The 16,358-nt window shown below is 72.9% G+C and carries 12 protein-coding genes and 1 pseudogene; 9 read left to right on the top strand and 4 right to left on the bottom strand.

The window, feature by feature from the left end; genetic code table 11:
- The first annotated feature begins 23 nt into the window (after positions 1-23).
- Positions 24-1,700 (top strand): thiol reductant ABC exporter subunit CydD, encoded by a 1,677-nt coding sequence (cydD, locus tag D1J51_RS04050; RefSeq protein WP_119073911.1) that lies wholly within the window; start codon positions 24-26, stop codon positions 1,698-1,700.
- Positions 1,697-3,388 (top strand): thiol reductant ABC exporter subunit CydC, encoded by a 1,692-nt coding sequence (gene cydC, locus D1J51_RS04045; RefSeq protein ID WP_119073910.1) that lies wholly within the window; start codon positions 1,697-1,699, stop codon positions 3,386-3,388. Before cydD ends, cydC begins: the two co-directional genes overlap by 4 nt.
- Here cydC and D1J51_RS04040 read toward each other — a convergent pair.
- The 3 genes from D1J51_RS04040 to D1J51_RS04030 are packed head-to-tail and all read right to left on the bottom strand — an operon-like array spanning position 3,385 to position 5,394.
- The gene (locus D1J51_RS04040) at positions 3,385-3,615 is read right to left on the bottom strand and encodes a type II toxin-antitoxin system antitoxin (RefSeq protein ID WP_119073909.1); all 231 of its coding nucleotides are present in this window, start codon (positions 3,613-3,615) and stop codon (positions 3,385-3,387) included. The two genes, cydC and D1J51_RS04040, sit on opposite strands and share 4 nt — an antisense overlap.
- 1 nt (position 3,616) lies before the next feature.
- Positions 3,617-4,594 (bottom strand): SPFH domain-containing protein, encoded by a 978-nt coding sequence (locus tag D1J51_RS04035; protein WP_119073908.1) that lies wholly within the window; start codon positions 4,592-4,594, stop codon positions 3,617-3,619.
- Positions 4,595-4,629: 35 nt separating this feature from the next.
- Positions 4,630-5,394 (bottom strand): aminotransferase class IV, encoded by a 765-nt coding sequence (locus D1J51_RS04030; RefSeq protein ID WP_119073907.1) that lies wholly within the window; start codon positions 5,392-5,394, stop codon positions 4,630-4,632.
- Positions 5,395-5,468: 74 nt separating this feature from the next.
- Here D1J51_RS04030 and D1J51_RS18155 point away from each other — a divergent pair.
- Positions 5,469-6,719, top strand: a pseudogene (locus D1J51_RS18155) (anthranilate synthase component I family protein); the annotation flags it as partial.
- Between the two features lie 147 nt (positions 6,720-6,866).
- Positions 6,867-9,407 carry a leucine--tRNA ligase gene (gene leuS, locus D1J51_RS18150; RefSeq protein ID WP_205547721.1) on the top strand — a complete coding sequence of 847 codons (2,541 nt, stop codon included), beginning with the start codon at positions 6,867-6,869 and terminating at the stop codon, positions 9,405-9,407.
- A 30-nt stretch (positions 9,408-9,437) separates the two neighbouring features.
- On the opposite strand, the gene D1J51_RS04020 is transcribed toward leuS, so the two are convergent.
- Positions 9,438-9,863 carry a hypothetical protein gene (locus D1J51_RS04020; protein ID WP_119073905.1) on the bottom strand — a complete coding sequence of 142 codons (426 nt, stop codon included), beginning with the start codon at positions 9,861-9,863 and terminating at the stop codon, positions 9,438-9,440.
- A gap of 695 nt (positions 9,864-10,558) precedes the next feature.
- Between D1J51_RS04020 and D1J51_RS04015 the strand changes: the two genes are divergently transcribed.
- The 5 genes from D1J51_RS04015 (at position 10,559) to D1J51_RS03995 (ending at position 16,358) form a co-directional block, all read left to right on the top strand.
- Positions 10,559-10,963, top strand: coding sequence for a hypothetical protein (locus D1J51_RS04015; RefSeq protein ID WP_119073904.1), 405 nt, complete (start codon positions 10,559-10,561; stop codon positions 10,961-10,963).
- A gap of 285 nt (positions 10,964-11,248) precedes the next feature.
- Positions 11,249-11,776 carry an RNA polymerase sigma factor gene (locus tag D1J51_RS04010; protein ID WP_119073903.1) on the top strand — a complete coding sequence of 176 codons (528 nt, stop codon included), beginning with the start codon at positions 11,249-11,251 and terminating at the stop codon, positions 11,774-11,776.
- A gap of 617 nt (positions 11,777-12,393) precedes the next feature.
- Positions 12,394-12,582, top strand: coding sequence for a hypothetical protein (locus D1J51_RS04005; RefSeq protein WP_119073902.1), 189 nt, complete (start codon positions 12,394-12,396; stop codon positions 12,580-12,582).
- 351 nt (positions 12,583-12,933) lie between these two features.
- On the top strand, positions 12,934-13,866 hold the full coding sequence (locus D1J51_RS04000; protein ID WP_119073901.1) for a ComEA family DNA-binding protein: 933 nt from the start codon (positions 12,934-12,936) through the stop codon (positions 13,864-13,866).
- Entirely contained in the window at positions 13,866-16,358 is a 2,493-nt protein-coding gene (locus tag D1J51_RS03995) for a ComEC/Rec2 family competence protein (RefSeq protein ID WP_205547698.1), read from the top strand. Before D1J51_RS04000 ends, D1J51_RS03995 begins: the two co-directional genes overlap by 1 nt.

Genomic DNA, 16,358 nt, shown 5'->3' with positions numbered 1-16,358 from the left:
GCCGACTCCCGGACTGGATCTCGATGAAGCCCCTCGACCCGCGGCTGCTGCGCCACGCACGAGCCGCACGCGGCGTGCTGCTGGTCGGCGCCGCGCTCGGCCTCGTGCGCACGCTCGCCATCCTCGTGTGGTGCTGGTGCCTGGCGCAGGCGCTGACGATCGCCGTGCTGCCGGTGCTCGGCGGGGCGGGTGGCGCGGCCGGCCGCATCCCCGAGGGCGCCTCCGGCCCGGGAGAGCTCCCCGGCCTCATCGGGCTCGCGCTCGTCGCCGTCTGCGTGCGCTCCGCGGCGTCCTGGGGGATGGAGACGGTGGCAGCGCGCGGGTCCGTGCGGGTCAAGGCGCAGCTGCGGGCCGCGGCTCTCGACGCGCTGGACGCGCGCTCGCCGCAGCCCGACGGCGCGTCGGCGGACGACCGCCGCTCCGACGCCGAACTCACCACCGTGCTCGGCCGCGGACTCGACGCGCTCGACGGGTACTTCTCGGGCTATCTGCCGCAGCTGATCCTCACCGCCGTCGCGACCCCGCTGCTCGTCGCCGCGGTGCTGCTCGCCGATCCGGTCAGCGGCGTCACCGTGCTCATCGTCTTCCCCGTGATCCCGGTCTTCATGCTGCTCATCGGCCTCGCCACGCAGGCCGTGCAGGACCGGCAGTGGACGCAGCTGGAGCACCTCTCCGCGTCGTTCCTCGACGCAGTGTCGGGCCTCGCCACCCTCAAGATCTTCGGACGCGAGGGACGGCAGTCCGCGCGCATCGCCCGCGAGACCGAGGAGTACCGCACCCGGACCGTGCGGGTGCTGCGCGTCACGTTCCTCTCGGGTTTCGTGCTCGACCTGGCGGGCACGTTCTCGATCGCGCTCGTCGCGGTGACCGTGGGGACGCGGCTGGTGAACGGTGAGTTCCCGCTCGGCCTCGGACTGTTCGTGCTGCTGCTGCTGCCCGAGGTGTTCGTCCCGATCCGGCAGGTGGGCGCGGCCTTCCACGCCTCCGTCGAGGGCCTCGCGGCCTCGAGCCGCGTGTTCGAGATCATCGACGGCCCGTCGGGCTCCTCGGGTGCTGCCGCGCCCCCCGCGGACCGGGAGGGGGTGGCCGGGCTGCGGCTCGACGCGGTGACGGTCGCGCGCGGCGGCCGGCCCGTCGCGGGGCCCGTGTCGTTCGCGGTCGATCGCGGCGAGTTCATCGCGCTCGCGGGGCCCTCCGGCTCCGGGAAGTCGACGCTGATCGCCGCGGCGCTGGGCTTCGTGCGGCCGGAGACGGGCGCGATCGAGGTCGGCGGCGGGATCGCCTGGTGCGGCCAGCGGCCCGGCCTGCTGCAGGGCAGCATCGCCGAGAACGTCGCGCTCGGCGAGGGGGAGCCGGATCCGGCGCTCGTGCGCCGCGCGCTGCAGGCCGCGGGGCTGCGCGATGTCGATCCCGGGCGCGCCCTCGGCGCCTCGGGAGCGGGCCTCTCCGGCGGACAGGCGCAGCGCGTCGCGGTCGCCCGCTGCCTCTACCGCGCGTGGAGCAGGGACGCGCGCGTGCTGCTGCTCGACGAGCCCAGCTCGGCGCTCGACGCCGCCAACGAGGCGGTGGTCTGCGCGGCGCTGCGCCGCGAGGCCGAGGCCGGCCGCGCGGTGCTCGTCGCGAGCCACCGCCCGGCCGTGCTCGCGGCCGCGGACCGGGTGGTGCGGATCGCGCCGCGCGTCGTGGGGAGCCGAGCATGAGCGGGAGCGGGGCGGTGGAACGGGAGCGCCGCCGGGCGGTGCTCGCGCGGGCGGTGCCGTCGCGCCGGCGCCGGGCGCCCGGGCTGACGCTCGGGGCGCTCGCCGACCTCTGCGTGGTCGGGCTGCTCGGCCTCAGCATGTGGCTCATCGTGCGGGCCGCCGAGCAGCCGCCGATCCTGCACCTCACCTTCGCGATCGTGGGTGTGCGCGCGCTCGCGATCGGTCGCGCCGCGTTCCGCTACACCGACCGCCTGCTCAGCCACGACGCCGCGCTGGCCCAGCTCGCCGTGCTGCGGGCTCGCACGTTCGAGGCGCTCGTGCCGCGGGTGCCGGGCGCGATCGAGTCGCACCGACGCGGCGACGTGCTCGCGGCGTTCGTGGACGACGTCGACCAGCTGCAGGATGAGCCGCTGCGGGTGCGGCAGCCGCTGCTCGTGAGCGGGGTGGTCGTCGGGCTCAGCGTGGTCCTCGTGGGCGTCGTCTCGCCGCTCGCGGGCGCGGTGCTCGCGGGCGCGCTGCTCGCGAGCGGCGGGATCGCGATCCCGCTCGCCCGCCGCATGGCCGGCGCCTCCGACCGCGAGCTCAGCGCCGCCCGCGCCGCGCTCTCGGACACCCTGCTCGAGCGATTCGCGGCCGCAGAGGTGCTCGCGGCCTACGGGGCGCTTCCGCGGCAGCGCGAGCGGATCGCCGCCGCGGAGGCCCGGCTCTCCGAGGTGCAGCTGCGCCGCACCCGAGCCGCCGGGCTCACGGGGGCGCTGCTCGCCCTCGGGGCGGGTCTCGCCTCGCTGCTCGCGCTCGTGCTGCTGCTGCCGGAGCCCGGCCAGGGCGGGCTCTCGGCCCCGCTCTTCGCCGCCGTGGTCGTGGTGCCCGCCGCCGTGTTCGAGGTGTTCGCCCAGGTGCCCGCGGCGCTCGTCGCCCGGCGCGCGGTGGAGGCGAGCGCGGGGCGCGTCGCCGAGCTCACGGAGACGGAGCTGCCGCCGGAGATCCCGGTGGACGATCCCGGCGCCGACGGGCCGCGGGAGGAGGCGGATCCCGCAGCGCCGCTCATCGAGGTGCGCGATCTCGCGGTGCGCCACCCGGGGGCGTCCCGCGACGCGGTCGACGGCGTGGGCTTCGAGTTGCGCGCCGGGCAGACGCTCGCGGTGACGGGGGATAGCGGTGCGGGCAAGAGCTCCCTCGCGCTCGCGCTCGTGCGCCTCCTCGATTACCGGGGCAGCTACCGGCTGCGCGGCGTCGAGGCGCGCGAGCTCCCGGCCGCGGCCGTGCGCCGCACCGTGGGCCTCTGCGAGCAGACGCCGCACCTCTTCGACGCCGATCTGCGGCAGAACCTCAAGTTCGCGCGCGACAGCGCCGACCGGGGCGCCGGGAGCGATGCGGAGCTCATGGCCGCGCTGGACCGGGTGGGACTCGGCGACTGGGCGCGGGAGCGCGGCGGGCTCGACGCCCGCGTCGGCGAACGCGGCGCGCTCGTCTCCGGCGGTCAGGCGCAGCGCATCGCCCTCGCGCGCGCGCTCCTCGCCGACTTCCCGGTCGTGGTGCTCGACGAGCCGACGGCCGGGGTCGACCGGGAGCTCGCCGATCGCCTGCTGGCAGACCTCGTCGGCGCGGTGCCCGCCGACCGGGCCGTGATCGTCATCACGCACACCGGGCTGCCGGCGGGGATCGAGGCGGCCCGGCTCGAGCTCTAGTCCGCCGAGTCCTTCCGGGGGCGTCCCCGTCGCGGCATCGGGTTCGCGCGAGGATCGCGGCCGGCGTCGATCAGGGCGCGCCTCAGCAGCACCTCGATCTGCGCGTTCACGGAGCGCAGGTCGTCGGCGGCCCACTTTGCGACCGCCGTGTGCACGGCGGGGTCGAGCCGCAGCAGCAGTTGCTTCCTGCTCCCGCGGGACGGGCCGGCGCGATCCTCCTCGGACATGTCAGCCGTAGAGCGATCCCGCGTTGATCACGGGCGTCGCCCGCTGGTCGCTCGTCAGCACGAGCAGCAGGTTCGACACCATCTGAGCGCGGCGCTCGTCGTCGAGCGTAACGATGTCCTCGTGCTCGAGGCGGCTGAGGGCCTGATCCACCATGGTCACCGCGCCCTCGACGATCTTCTCCCGAGCCGCGATGATCGCGCTCGCCTGCTGCCGCTGCAGCATGGCCTGCGCGATCTCGGGGGCGTAGGCCAGGGAGGAGATGCGCACCTCGAGCACCTCGAGGCCGGCGATGGCCACGCGCGCTGCGACCTCCTCGGCGAGCTGGGCGGACACGACGTCGGTGCTGCCGCGCAGCGACTGCTCGCCCGGCGCGGGCTCGTCGTAGGGGTGGGTGGTGGCGACGTGGCGCAGGGCGGCCTCGGCCTGCGTCTCGATGAACTCCCGGTAGTCCTCGACCGCGAACACGGCCTTCGCGGTGTCGGCGACCTGCCACACGACGATGGCGGCGATGTGGACGGGGTTGCCGTCGGAGTCGTTCACCTTGAGCTCGTTGGTCTCGAAGTTGTGCACGCGCACCGAGACCTTGCGCCCCGTCGTGAAGGGGGCGACGAAGCTGATGCCGTTGCTGCGCACCGTGCCGACGTACCGGCCGAAGAACTGCCGCACTGAGGTTTGACCGGGCGCGACGATGGTGAACATGGTGAACACGAGCAGCGCCGCGACGACGGCCAGGACGCCCAGGACGACGATCAGGCCACCCGCGGCGCTGCCCCCGTCGAGCACCATGGCGCCCCGGATGACGAGGAGGACGCCGCCAGGGATCGCGAGCACCCCCAGCAGGAACGCGGCGATGCCTGCGGCGCTGCCCCGGTGCCAGGCCGGGCGCTCGGAGATGTCGACGCGCACGCCGTCGTGCCCGACCGGCTCGGTGTTGACGGGTTCGACCTGCGGGGTCGTGGGGTCGTGAGCATCGCTCATGTCGCTGCCTTTCGCTCGGTGATATAAAAATGATATCACTTTTCGAGCGGACGCCAGCGCCGGTCGAGCGCCTCGCGGAACCGTCGCAGCCTGTCCGCCCGGGGGGCGGGGGGCGGAGCGCCGTCGATGCCCGTCACCAGCCGGATGCCGTGCAGCGCGTTCACCGCCCAGGTCTCGCATCGCGCGAGCTCCTCGGGAGCGGGGCGCCCCTCGGAGAGCGACGCGGCCTCCCGCAGCAGCGCCTCGGTCACCGATTCGACGCGATTGCGGGTCCCGGAAGACGGAGGGGCGACGCAGCGGCCCGAGTCGTCGGTGCCGTCCCGCCACCAGACGATGCTCGTCGTGGCGCCCTCGATCACCCGGCCGTCGCCGTCGAGCAGCAGCGCCTCGGCGCCGAGCCGGCGATTCAGCTCGGAGAGCCGCGCGATGCTCGGCCCCTTGCGCTCAGGGCGGTCGAGGCGCACCCCGGGGGCGGTGCGCAGCTCGATCGTGTCGCGCAGCTCGGGCAGCGGGCGCAGCGCGCACGAGAGCTCGGGATCGCCGCCGGGATCGTCGGGCCCCCGGAGTTCGAGGCGGGGGAACCCCTCGCCGTATTCCGCGATGCGGGCGACGGCCTCGTCGAGGAACGCCCGGATCCGCTCGAGGGCGCTCCCGTCCTCGCCCGGCCACGCCGCGAGCGCGGTCCGGGTGAAGCGATCGAGGTGCAGGTCCGGCCCCCGCGCCTCGGCGACGCCCGTGCGGGGGTTCGCCCGCACGCGGAACGAGTCGGCCGCGAGCAGCCGGGGCGGTCCTGCAGTCACGCGCCCACCCTACCGCGGGCATCTCCCGGCGTCTCCAGCCCCCGACGGCGACCGACGGCCGGTACAGTGGTCGGGTGACTGGGAGACCTGCCCGGCGGGCCGACGCCGCGGCCGCCGCCCGCGCGCTCGCAGCGAGCGGCCTGCCCTGGTGCTGGTTCGACGGGGAGGCCGCCGCGCCCGGGGAGCCGCGCGTGAGCCGCCTCGGGGTCGCGAGCGAGGTGCGGACCGCGGAGCGCGGGCGCGAGCGCGGGTTCCTGGCGGGCCTGCGCGAGGGCGTCGGCGGCGAGCGGGCGCCGGGCGCCGGCGGCCTGCGCGGCGGATGGGCGGTCGCGCTGGGCTACGAGTTCGGGGCGGCGCTGCTCGGGCTCGATCCCGCACCCGACACGGCCGCGCCCGGGTTCGCGCTGCGGCTCGACGCGGTGCTCGCCGTCGACCACGGCAGCGGGGGCGGGGAGCTGCTCGGCGAGGCCGGGGCGGTCGGGCGGCTGAGCGGGATCCTCGATCGGCGGCACCCGGCTGCCGGCGCCGGACCGGATCGGGGCCTCGACCCGGCCCCGATCGTCTGGCGCCGCACCGACGAGGCGTACGCCGCCGAGGTCGAGGCCTGCCGCGAAGCCATCCGCGATGGCGAGGCGTACGTGCTGTGCCTCACCGACACGGCCGAGGTGCGCGGGCGCTTCGACCCGCTCGAGCTCTACCTGAGGCTGCGGGCGAGCGGAGCCGCGACGCGGGGCGGCGTGATCGTCGCGGGGGATCGCGCGCTCGTGAGCGCGAGCCCCGAGCGCTTCCTCTCGGTGCGCGGGAGGCGGATCGCGACCCGGCCGGTCAAGGGCACGAGGCGCCGGGGCGAGACTCCCGAGGCGGACCGGGAGCTCTCCGAGCAGCTCGCCGCCGATCCGAAGGAGCGCGCCGAGAACCTCATGATCGTGGACCTCATGCGCAACGACCTCAGCCGCGTGTGCGAACCCGGCTCGGTGGCCGTCGAGGGCTTCCTGCACGTGGAGGCGCACCCCCACGTGCACCAGTTGGTGAGCACGGTGACCGGGGATCTGCGCCGGGGCGAAGACACCTTCACCGCGATCGAGGCGTGCTTCCCGGGCGGGTCCATGACGGGGGCGCCGAAGCGGCGCGCCGTGGAGATCCTCGCCGGGCTCGAGGCGGGGCCGCGCGGGCTGTACTCCGGGTGCTTCGGGTGGATCGACCGCGGCGGCGACGCCGAGCTCGCGATGACGATCCGAGGGGTCGAGCTGCGCGGCGACCGGGCGCTCGTCGGCGCCGGGGGCGGGATCACGGCCGACTCGTGCGCGGCGAGCGAGGTCGCCGAGAAGCACCTCAAGGCGGCGCCGCTGATCGCGGCGCTCGGCGCGGGGCGGGCGGTGCCTCGCGCCGAGGCAGACGGGGTAGTCTTGAGGGATGTGCGCGCCCGCGGCATCGGGCGCGATCCCGAACTCACGAACGATATCGAGGTGTGTGTGAGCGAGCAGCAGGCGCGCGAGATCGAGGGCTACGATTTCAGGGCGGTCCAGGATCGGTGGCTTCCCGTCTGGGACCGGCTGAAGCCGTTCGAGGTCGGTGACGCGGACGGTGCCGGTGCAACCTCCGGCCGGCCCCGCAAGTACGTGCTCGACATGTTCCCGTACCCCTCCGGCGATCTGCACATGGGCCACGCGGAGGCGTTCTGCTTCGGCGACGTGCTCGCCCGCTACTGGCGCGGCCGCGGCTACGAGGTGCTGCACCCCATCGGCTGGGACTCCTTCGGCCTGCCCGCCGAGAACGCCGCGATCGTTCGCGGGGTCGACCCCCGCGAGTGGACCTACGCCAACATCGAGCAGCAGAAGGCCAGCTTCCGCGTCTACGCGCCCTCGTTCGACTGGAGCCGGGTGCTGCACACGAGCGACCCCGAGTACTACCGCTGGAACCAGTGGCTGTTCCTCAAGATGTACGAGAAGGGCCTCGCGTACCGCAAGGCGAGCTGGGTCAACTGGGACCCGGTGGATCAGACCGTGCTCGCGAACGAGCAGGTGCTGCCGGACGGCACCTCCGAGCGCTCGGGCGCCGTGGTGGTGAAGAAGAAGCTCACGCAGTGGTACTTCCGCATCACCGACTACGCGGATCGCCTGCTCGACGACCTCGACGCGCTCGAGGGGCGGTGGCCCGCCAAGGTGCTGAACATGCAGCGCAACTGGATCGGGCGCTCGCGCGGCGCGGAGGTCGAGTTCGAGATCGAGGGCCGGGAGGAGCGGGTGCCGGTCTTCACGACCCGACCCGACACGCTGCACGGCGCCACCTTCATGGTGGTCGCCCCCGACTCCGACCTGGCCGCCGAGCTGGCCGCCGGCGCCTCCGCCGAGGTGCGCATGCAGTTTCAGGCATATCTCGAGCAGACCCAGAAGCAGACCGAGATCGAGCGGCAGAACGCCGACCGCGAGAAGACCGGGGTCTTCCTCGACCACTTCGCGGTGAACCCGGTGAACGGCGAGCGCATCCCCGTCTGGGCATCCGACTACGTGCTGGCCGACTACGGGCACGGGGCCATCATGGCCGTGCCCGCCCACGACCAGCGCGACCTCGACTTCGCGCTCAGGTTCGAGCTGCCGGTGCGGGTGGTCGTCGACGCGCGCGACGCCGAGGGCGAGCCGCTGCCGGATCCGGCTCTGAGCGGCGTGGCGACCGCGGGCGACGGCGTGCTCGTCAACTCGGGCGAGCTCGACGGGCTCGCCAAGGAGGACGCGATCCGGAGGGCCATCGAGGTGCTGGAGGCGCGCGGCACCGGCCGCGCGGCCACCACCTACCGGCTGCGCGACTGGCTGATCTCGCGTCAGCGCTACTGGGGCACGCCGATCCCGATCCTGCACGGCACCGGCGAGCACGAGGGGGAGATGAAGCCCGTCGACCCCTCGGCGCTGCCGGTCGAGCTGCCCCCCTCCGAGGGCCTCGACCTGAAGCCCAAGGGCGCCTCGCCGCTCGGCGCGGCGACCGAGTGGGCGACCGTGATCGACCCCGGCACCGGCGAGACCTGGACGCGCGATCCCGACACCATGGACACCTTCGTCGACAGCTCCTGGTACTATCTGCGCTTCCTGTCGGCGAACGACGACACGCAGGCCTTCGATCCCGAGCTGGCCAAGCGGTGGGGCCCCATCGACCAGTACGCGGGCGGCGTCGAGCACGCCATCCTGCACCTGCTCTACTCGCGCTTCATCACGAAGGTGCTGCACGACCTCGGCTACCTCGACTTCGAGGAGCCCTTCTCGGCGCTGCTCAACCAGGGCATGGTGCTGCAGGACGGCGCGAAGATGTCGAAGTCGAAGGGCAACCTGGTCGAGTTCGCCTCGGAGTTGAAGGAGCACGGCGCCGACGCGCTGCGCGTGACCCTCGCGTTCGCAGGGCCCCCCGAGGACGACATCGACTGGGCCGACGTGTCGGTGCAGGGCTCGGCGAAGTTCCTCGGGCGCGCCTGGCGCGTGGCCGACGACGTGGAGCTCGCCGGCGCGCCGGCGGGGGCCGACCTCTCCGGCGGCGACGCGGCCCTGCGCAAGCACACCCACCAGCTGCTCGCGGACGCCCCGGGGCTCATCGAGGCCTACAAGTTCAACGTGGTCGTGGCCCGTCTCATGGACCAGGTCAACGTGACCCGCAAGGCGATCGACTCGGGCTGCGGCGCCGCGGATCCCGCGGTGCGCGAGTCGGCCGAGGCGATCGCGGTGATCCTGTCGCTCTTCGCGCCATACGCGGCGGAGGACATGTGGGCGAAGCTGGGGCACGAGCCAACGGTGGCGCTGGCCGAGTGGCCGGCGGCGGATCCCTCGCTCCTCGTCGAGGACGAGGTGACGATGGTCGTGCAGGTCGACGGCAAGGTGCGGGATCGCCTCACGCTGCCGGCCTCGGTGACGGAGGCGGAGGCCGAGGCCGCGGCGCGGGCGTCGGCGGCCGTGCAGCGCTCGATCGGGGACCGCGAGGTGGTCAACGTGGTGGTGCGCGTGCCGAAGATCGTGAGCGTCGTCACGCGCTGAGGCCAGGCGGGGGAGTTATGCGCTGACGTCTCAGCCCCCGCGTGTGGCCTTCACCTGTATGGGGTAGCCGGCGGCTTCGCAGGCTTCCACTGCCGTTCCGAGCGCTTGGCCTGCCGCACGGTTGTTCTCGAAGTCCCCGGCCTTCGACTCCTCCGCCACCACGCTCAGCGCCTCCTTCAGCTCGGGGGCGCTCTCGGCGGCCAGGGCGCCCCAGCGCTCGGAGAGCGCAGCCTCGGCCTCCCGAAGCTCGGCGAGGGTCCGCTCTCCGGCCATGTACGCCATCATCTCGTCCCCGAAGTGGCCCTGCAGCACGCCGATTCCATCGCAGGTGCCGCTCAGGGAGAGCGTGTTGTCAGGCTCCGCCTGCTGCTGGCTTTCTCCGGCGCAGGCGCTCAGCGCCAGTGCGAGGGCGAGCGACGCGAGAGCGGAACCGGCTCGTTGCTTGTCAGTAATCATGCGATCCTCCAGGGGGCGGTTCGAGGCTCTTCCGAGATGCTCAGTACTGGTTCCAGATGACCGTTCCGTACCACGTACGTGTAACTCGAAGAGGCCTGCGAGGGTGCGGCGACCGAGATGCCGTCCTTCTCAGCGTCCGCCCCCACCTGCTTTGCCGAGAGGCTCGGGTCGCCGAGCCAGGTCTCGAGCTTCTCGCACCGAGCTGCCCGTTCCATCTCGACACGGCTTCACGCGAGGTCAGGAACACCGGCTCCTCACCGACCCACATGGGGTCGCCCTGAGGTTGCGGCCGACACCGAGCTCGCTATGAACGCTCCAGCGGCCAGAACGACCGCTGCGATCGGAGCGACAACACCCTTGCTCCTCATTGAGTTCTCCTTCCGGGTGGCCGTTGTGGATGGAGTTTGACGAGCACACGGATCCTGACAAGGGTCCGGCCCGAGGAAGATGTGTGATCATCGGCTAGAAGTGAACAGCTGGGAAACGGCTCATTGCGGGTCAGGAACCCCCGGCCCGCCAAACTCCTCAGATGTCGGGCGGTAGGCCTGACTGCTGCTCAATGGTGAGCGGCGCCCCTGGGGCTCGACCAAGTGGCACGAGACGTTCCGTTGAGTAGAGTCAGATCAGGTACCATCGCGTTCACCGCGCATACTTACCCTTCCACGGGAACCAGCAGGTCGGAGCGGACAAAGGGGATGGCCACCATTCGAAACGACTATGAGCTGAGCGGAAGTGCGCGTATCGCCTTCTGGATGTTGGCGGGCGTCGGCCTGATCGTCATGCCGATCGCCTGGGCCTGGTACGGACTGACGCTGTACGAGGAGGAATCGGAGCAAGGGAAAGCGCTTGTTGCTGGCACCACCATGGAGGGTTTTGCTGCAACCTTCGGCTTGGTTCCATTGGTCATCGCTCACGCGATCGGCCTCGGTCTGCTGCTGTACAACGGCTGGCGAGGGTGGGGCGGCAGGGGCCTGGCGTTCGGTGCCGCGGCTCTGGTCATCGCGAGCCTCGCGGGGCTCATCTTCGCTCAGCTGCTCTTCGGCGGCGACCTCTTCGAGATGGGTATCCGTCGGTACGACGAGGGACTGCTCGAATCCTGATCTGCACCTCCTGGTGACACCGAACCAGGAGCGAGCGGATTGATGCCTCGCTATTGCCAGAGCGGGTCGTCAGGATCTCCTACGTTCACAAGCAGATCGAGGCATGGGAGCCCTGACGCCCCACGAACTCGCCTACGAGCACTGCCTAGCCCAGTATGCGCTCAACCCCACGAGCTATGGCGCGTAGATGCGGCCGGAATTCTTCTGTCAAGATTATCTTGGAGGACAAACTTATTGATGTGAGGACGCGTCGGCGTCCGATTCGCTGAACTCGAAGGAGACGGCTTGGGACAAGCGGCGGACGACTTCGACACTCTCTTTCGGCGCCACTATCGGGTGATTCTCCGCTACGTATATCAGCGGGTGGACGACCGAGAACTCGCCGAGGATCTGAGTGCCGAAGTGTTTGCCCGAGCGTGGGCGAAGCATCGGGACGGTCTACGGGTCGCGATGCCCTGGCTCGTCGCTACCGCGAGAAACCTGATCGGCAACGAGTACCAGCGTAGATCCACCGAGCGGGCTCGGATCCTGCGCGTCCTGACGGAGGAACTCGCCGAGCTGGGCGCATGGGATGGGGACTACGAGCACGTGGAACTGAGACTCGCGATGACTCATCTGAATCCTGCGGACGCGCTGGCTCTGCAGCTGAGCTACTGGGACGGCCTGCGGGCTTCTGAAGCCGCGGTTGTCATGGAGTGCTCGACGCCCGCTTTCTGGGCTCGGCTGTCCCGGGCCAGGCGTGCGCTCCGGAAGTTGCTCGCAGAGGAAACTGAGCCGGCGGCGCTGGACGCGGCGAAGGCCTCGGAGGACTGAGACATGGATGATCTGACACAGCGTCTACGTCAGGCGACTTCCTACCAGGAGCGTGAGTTGCCGGCGTCGGGCGCGCGATCGCTGCGGGAGCTCAACGCGGGAGAGAGGCGGCCAGCCGATTCTCCCGCTGAGCATCGTCCCTCGCGCAGTCCGCATACTCGCTGGCCTTGGTCGCGGCGGTTGCGCTCGCGGTTGTTCCGCGTCCTCTGCCCGTCCGGACGACCACGGCGACGATAGAGGTGCTGTTGAACGAACTGCGTGCTTCGAACCCTCCGTCCGGTCAGCGTTCTCAGCCCGGATACTCTCTCGAAGGCTGGTACTTCCTGACGGTTCGGGAGTGACGCGCATCTACGCCGGTGCCCCGATGGACGCCCGTTCGAAACCCATTTCGCCACTCCCGAAGGACGCTCCGGCTCCGGGAACCCTGCTTGAGGAGATGCCGGCTGAGCCCGGGTCGCTGCTCTCTGCGTTTCCGGCAGAGCCACCGGAGGACGCGGAATCCATGCGCGCATATCTCAAGGCGTATCTGGCGCAGAGCGGCTCAGAGGAGCCCAACGATTACCGGGCGGGGGACTACGCGTTCGCTCTCGTCACCCTTATGCAGACATGGACGTTGAGTGACGCCGCGCAGCGAGCTGCTCCTGGACCTCGAGCCCGGCACGCTGCAATCTCAGGAGTCGCATGATCAGATCGTCATCGACACCACCTCTTGGCGGATCCTCGCCTCGGAAACCATCAGTATCGATGGATTCCCGGAGTTCCATATCGCTCCGGGAGATGTCACCTCGTACACCCTCTGGAGATAACCCATGCTGACAGACCGTCACCGCCCTTGCCGACTACCCCGGAGGAACCCAGGTCGCACCGAACGAGATCTCCTGGGACGACGGCAACATGATTCTCACGTTGGAAGCTCCTGGCATCGGTGTTCGGTCGGCGCCGGTTCGCGGCTCAACTCCGCCCCGGCCGGTATCGTGAAGCTGGGGTGCTGATAGCCGCTTAGGGCGCCGGCGTCGGGGCGCAGGCCTGCGCGGGACGTCGACGCGAGTGCTCTCCGTCGCCCACAACGCGCTTATTTTGCCGCGTTGCGGGGAACCTTTCCACATCGAGGCGCCGGCGGGGGGCGGAGTCGAGCGTGGGCGGCCTAGCGTGGCCGCATGCATCCCGAGAACAGCCCCGCGCAGACAGGCCTCGCAGGTGCGCCCGGAACCGGTCGGCACGCTCGGCGCCGCGCCGAAGCGGGCTCAGCCGACGCGTTGACGCCCGAGGCCGTGCTGGAGCGGCAGGACTGGCGGGAGCGGGCCGCGGCGGCCACCCCGACGGACGGGCTCGACGCGTTCGGCTCGCCGGGTCTCCCGCCCGCGCTCGAGCGGCGGCCGGACGCGCCGCTGGGCCGGAGGATCGGGCGCGCGGTCGCGGTCCCCGCGGCGGCGGGAACGGTCGCCTTCCTCATCGCCGTGGTGATCGCGATCGTGCTCACCGCGCTGCAGCTGCGCCCGGCCGCCGAGGCCGCCGAGGAGATCACCCGCTCGGTCGGCGAGGCGGCGCCTCGGGGGGAGACCGCGGGCGGAGGGCAGGACCCTGACGCGTCGTCCGAGCGCGCTCAGCCGACAGCGTCCGGCTCGGCCGCGCCGGTACTCGTCCACGTCGTCGGCGAGGTGAAGAGCCCGGGAGTGGTCGAGCTCCCGGCGGAATCCAGGGTGGCCGATGCGATCGAGGCCGCGGGAGGGGTCGGCGAGGCCGCGGTGCTCTCGGGTGTCAACCTGGCGCGTACGGTCGCCGACGGCGAGCAGATCCTCGTGCCGAACGCGGAGCAGGCGGCCTCGGGCGGAGGCGCCGCAGCCGGAGCCGCGGGGAGCAGCGGTTCGACCGCGCCGTCGGAGGCGGGCACCGGCTCCGGCCCGCTGAACCTCAACGCCGCGGACGCGGCGGCGCTCGAGACGCTGCCGCGGGTCGGGCCCGCGCTCGCCCAGCGCATCATCGACTGGCGCGAGGCGAACGGCGGGTTCACCTCGGTCGAGCAGCTGCTCGAGGTCTCGGGCATCGGGGCGAAGACCCTCGACGGCTTCCGGGAGCTGGTGACGGTCTGATGGATGCATCGGCTCGGACCGGGTCCCTCGAGCGGGAGGCGCGGAACCGCTCGCCCCCGCCCGGGACGTGGCGGCTGTTCGGGCCCGCGCTGCTCGCGTGGGGCTGTGCCGCCGTTGCGATCCTGCACCCCGGCAGCGGTCGGGTGCTCGCCGTGGCGGCGGGCGCGAGCGGAGCCCTTCTGCTGGTGCTCGCCTGGGCGCCTCGGGAGACCGCGCTCCGGAGGGCCGCGCGTCTGGGGCTGCGCCACGGGGCCATCGCGTGTGCGGTGCTGCTTCTCCTGGGAGCGAGCATCGAGGGGGCCGAGCGGGTGCGGTCGGATCCCGGTCTGGCCCGGGCGGCCGAGCAGCAGCGCTCCCTCGAGCTGGACGTGGTGCTGCGCGGGTTCCCGCAGGTACGGGCCTCGAGCGGGGACCCGCGGGCCTGGGCGGAGGCCGGCGTGCGCACGCCGGGCGGCGAGGTGCCGGTGGTGCTCTGGCTGAGCGGCGAGGAGACCGACTCGGTGAGTGCGGAGTCGTGGGCGCCGGGCACGCGGTTGCAGGTGCGCGGTGGACCGGTCGAACTGGAGGCGGGATCGGCGGCCGCGTACGGCGTGCGGGTGGAGCGCGCGGAGGCGGCGCCGGACGGGGGTGGAGCCGCCGGCTGGGTCGCCGGGGCCGGCCGGGTCGCGGCCTCGCTGCGCGCGCAGCTGCGCGAGGCCGCTGCCGCGGTTCCTGGCGCCGAGCTCGTGCCCGGATTCGCCGTGGGAGATACGGCGCTCGTCGACGAGTCGCTCGAGCGGCGCATGCAGCAGAGCTCCCTCCTTCACCTGGTCGCGGTCTCCGGGGCGAACTGCGCGCTCGTCACGGGGGCGATTGTGCGCTTCTCGGCGGTGCTCGGCGTCGGGCGGCGACTGCGAATAGTGCTGGCCGGCGCGGCGCTCGGCGCCTTCGTGTTCGTCGTGGGTCCGGACGCGAGCGTGCAGCGGGCGGCCCTGATGGCCGCCGTCGTGCTGGTCTCGGGCTTCGGCGGGAAACGGGCGGTCGCGCTTCCCGCGCTCGGCGCCGCCGTGATCGCGCTGCTGCTGCTCGACCCCTGGCAGGCGCTGCAGCCCGGCTTCGCGCTCTCGGTGGCCGCGACCGCTGGGATCCTGCTCCTCGTGCCCGGGATCGAGCGCGGCCTATCGCGCCTGCTCCCGCTTCCGCGCTGGCTGGTGCTGCCCGTGGCCGTCGCGCTTGCGGCGCAGCTCGCATGCGGGCCGCTCCTCGTCCTGCTGCAGCCCGGCATCCCGGCGGTCGGGATCCTCGCGAACGTGCTCGCCGCGCCGGCCGCGCCGCTCGGCACCGGCCTCGGGCTGATGGCGCTGCTGCTCCTGCCCGCGTCCGAGGCGCTCGGCGGCGCCGCGACGGTGCTCGCCGGCCTGCCGGCGCGGTGGGTCGCCGCGACCGCCGAGGTCTCGGCGCAGCTGCCGCTCGCGCGGTGGCCCTGGCCGGAGGGGTGGCCGGGCGCGCTGCTGCTCGCGGCGGTGCAGGCCGCGGCGCTGGTGTCGTGGTGGATCGCGTCGCGCCGGATCCGGCTGCGCGAGGATCGCGGATCCGGGCGCCTGCCGTGGCGGGGCCGCCGCCCGCTCTCCGCGCGGGGCCGCGCGATCGCCGCCGTGCTGCTCTGCGCGGCGGCCGGCGCGTTCGCCGGGCCGACCGTCGTGGCTCCGCTCGTGAGCGGGGCCGATGCGCCGCGCGACTGGAGCGTGGTCGCCTGCGACGTCGGGCAGGGCGACGCGATCCTGCTGCGCGACCCCGCGCGCCCCGAACGGGTCGCGCTGGTCGACACGGGCGACGACGCCGAACTGCTGCGGGCCTGCCTCGACCGCTTCGGCGTGCGCAGCATCGCGCTGCTCGTGCTCACCCACGACGACCGCGACCACGCGGGCGCGCTCGGCGCGGCCGCCGACGCGGCCGAGGCGGCCCTCGTCGCACCCGACAACAGCGAGGACGGCGCGGACCGGCCCGTGCTCGCCCAGCTCGACGCCGCCGGGATCCCGTACCGCGCGGTCACGGCCGGAATGACGGGTGCCGAGGGCGGGCTGAGCTGGGAGGCGCTCGCGCCCGCCCCGGACCGCACACCGGCCGACACGAACGCCGCGAGCGTGGTGCTGCTCGTGCGGGCCGGGGAGCTGCCCGTGCTGATGCTCGGGGACACGGGGGAGGAGGAGCAGCGCGCTCTGCGCGCCGCCGGTACCGCGGTGCGCGCGTCGGTCGCGAAGGTCGCGCACCACGGCAGCCGGGATCAGGATCCCGCCCTGGCCGAGGCGGTCGGGGCCGAGGTCGCGCTCGTATCGGTCGGCGTCGGCAACGGCTACGGGCACCCCACGGCCGAGGCGCTCGACGCCTACGTCGCGGCCGGATCCCGACCGCTGCGCACCGACCGCCACGGCTCCATCGCGATCGCCGGGGCGCCGGGGTCGCTGCGCATCTGGGTGGAGCGGGCGGCCGGGCCCGTCCCCGGCTCCCAGTAG

The sequence above is a fragment of the Leucobacter sp. wl10 genome, assembly GCF_003569785.1.
GTDB lineage: Bacteria > Actinomycetota > Actinomycetes > Actinomycetales > Microbacteriaceae > Leucobacter.
Note: the sequence above shows the minus strand (reverse complement) of the source record. Positions and strands in the feature narration are given on the sequence as shown.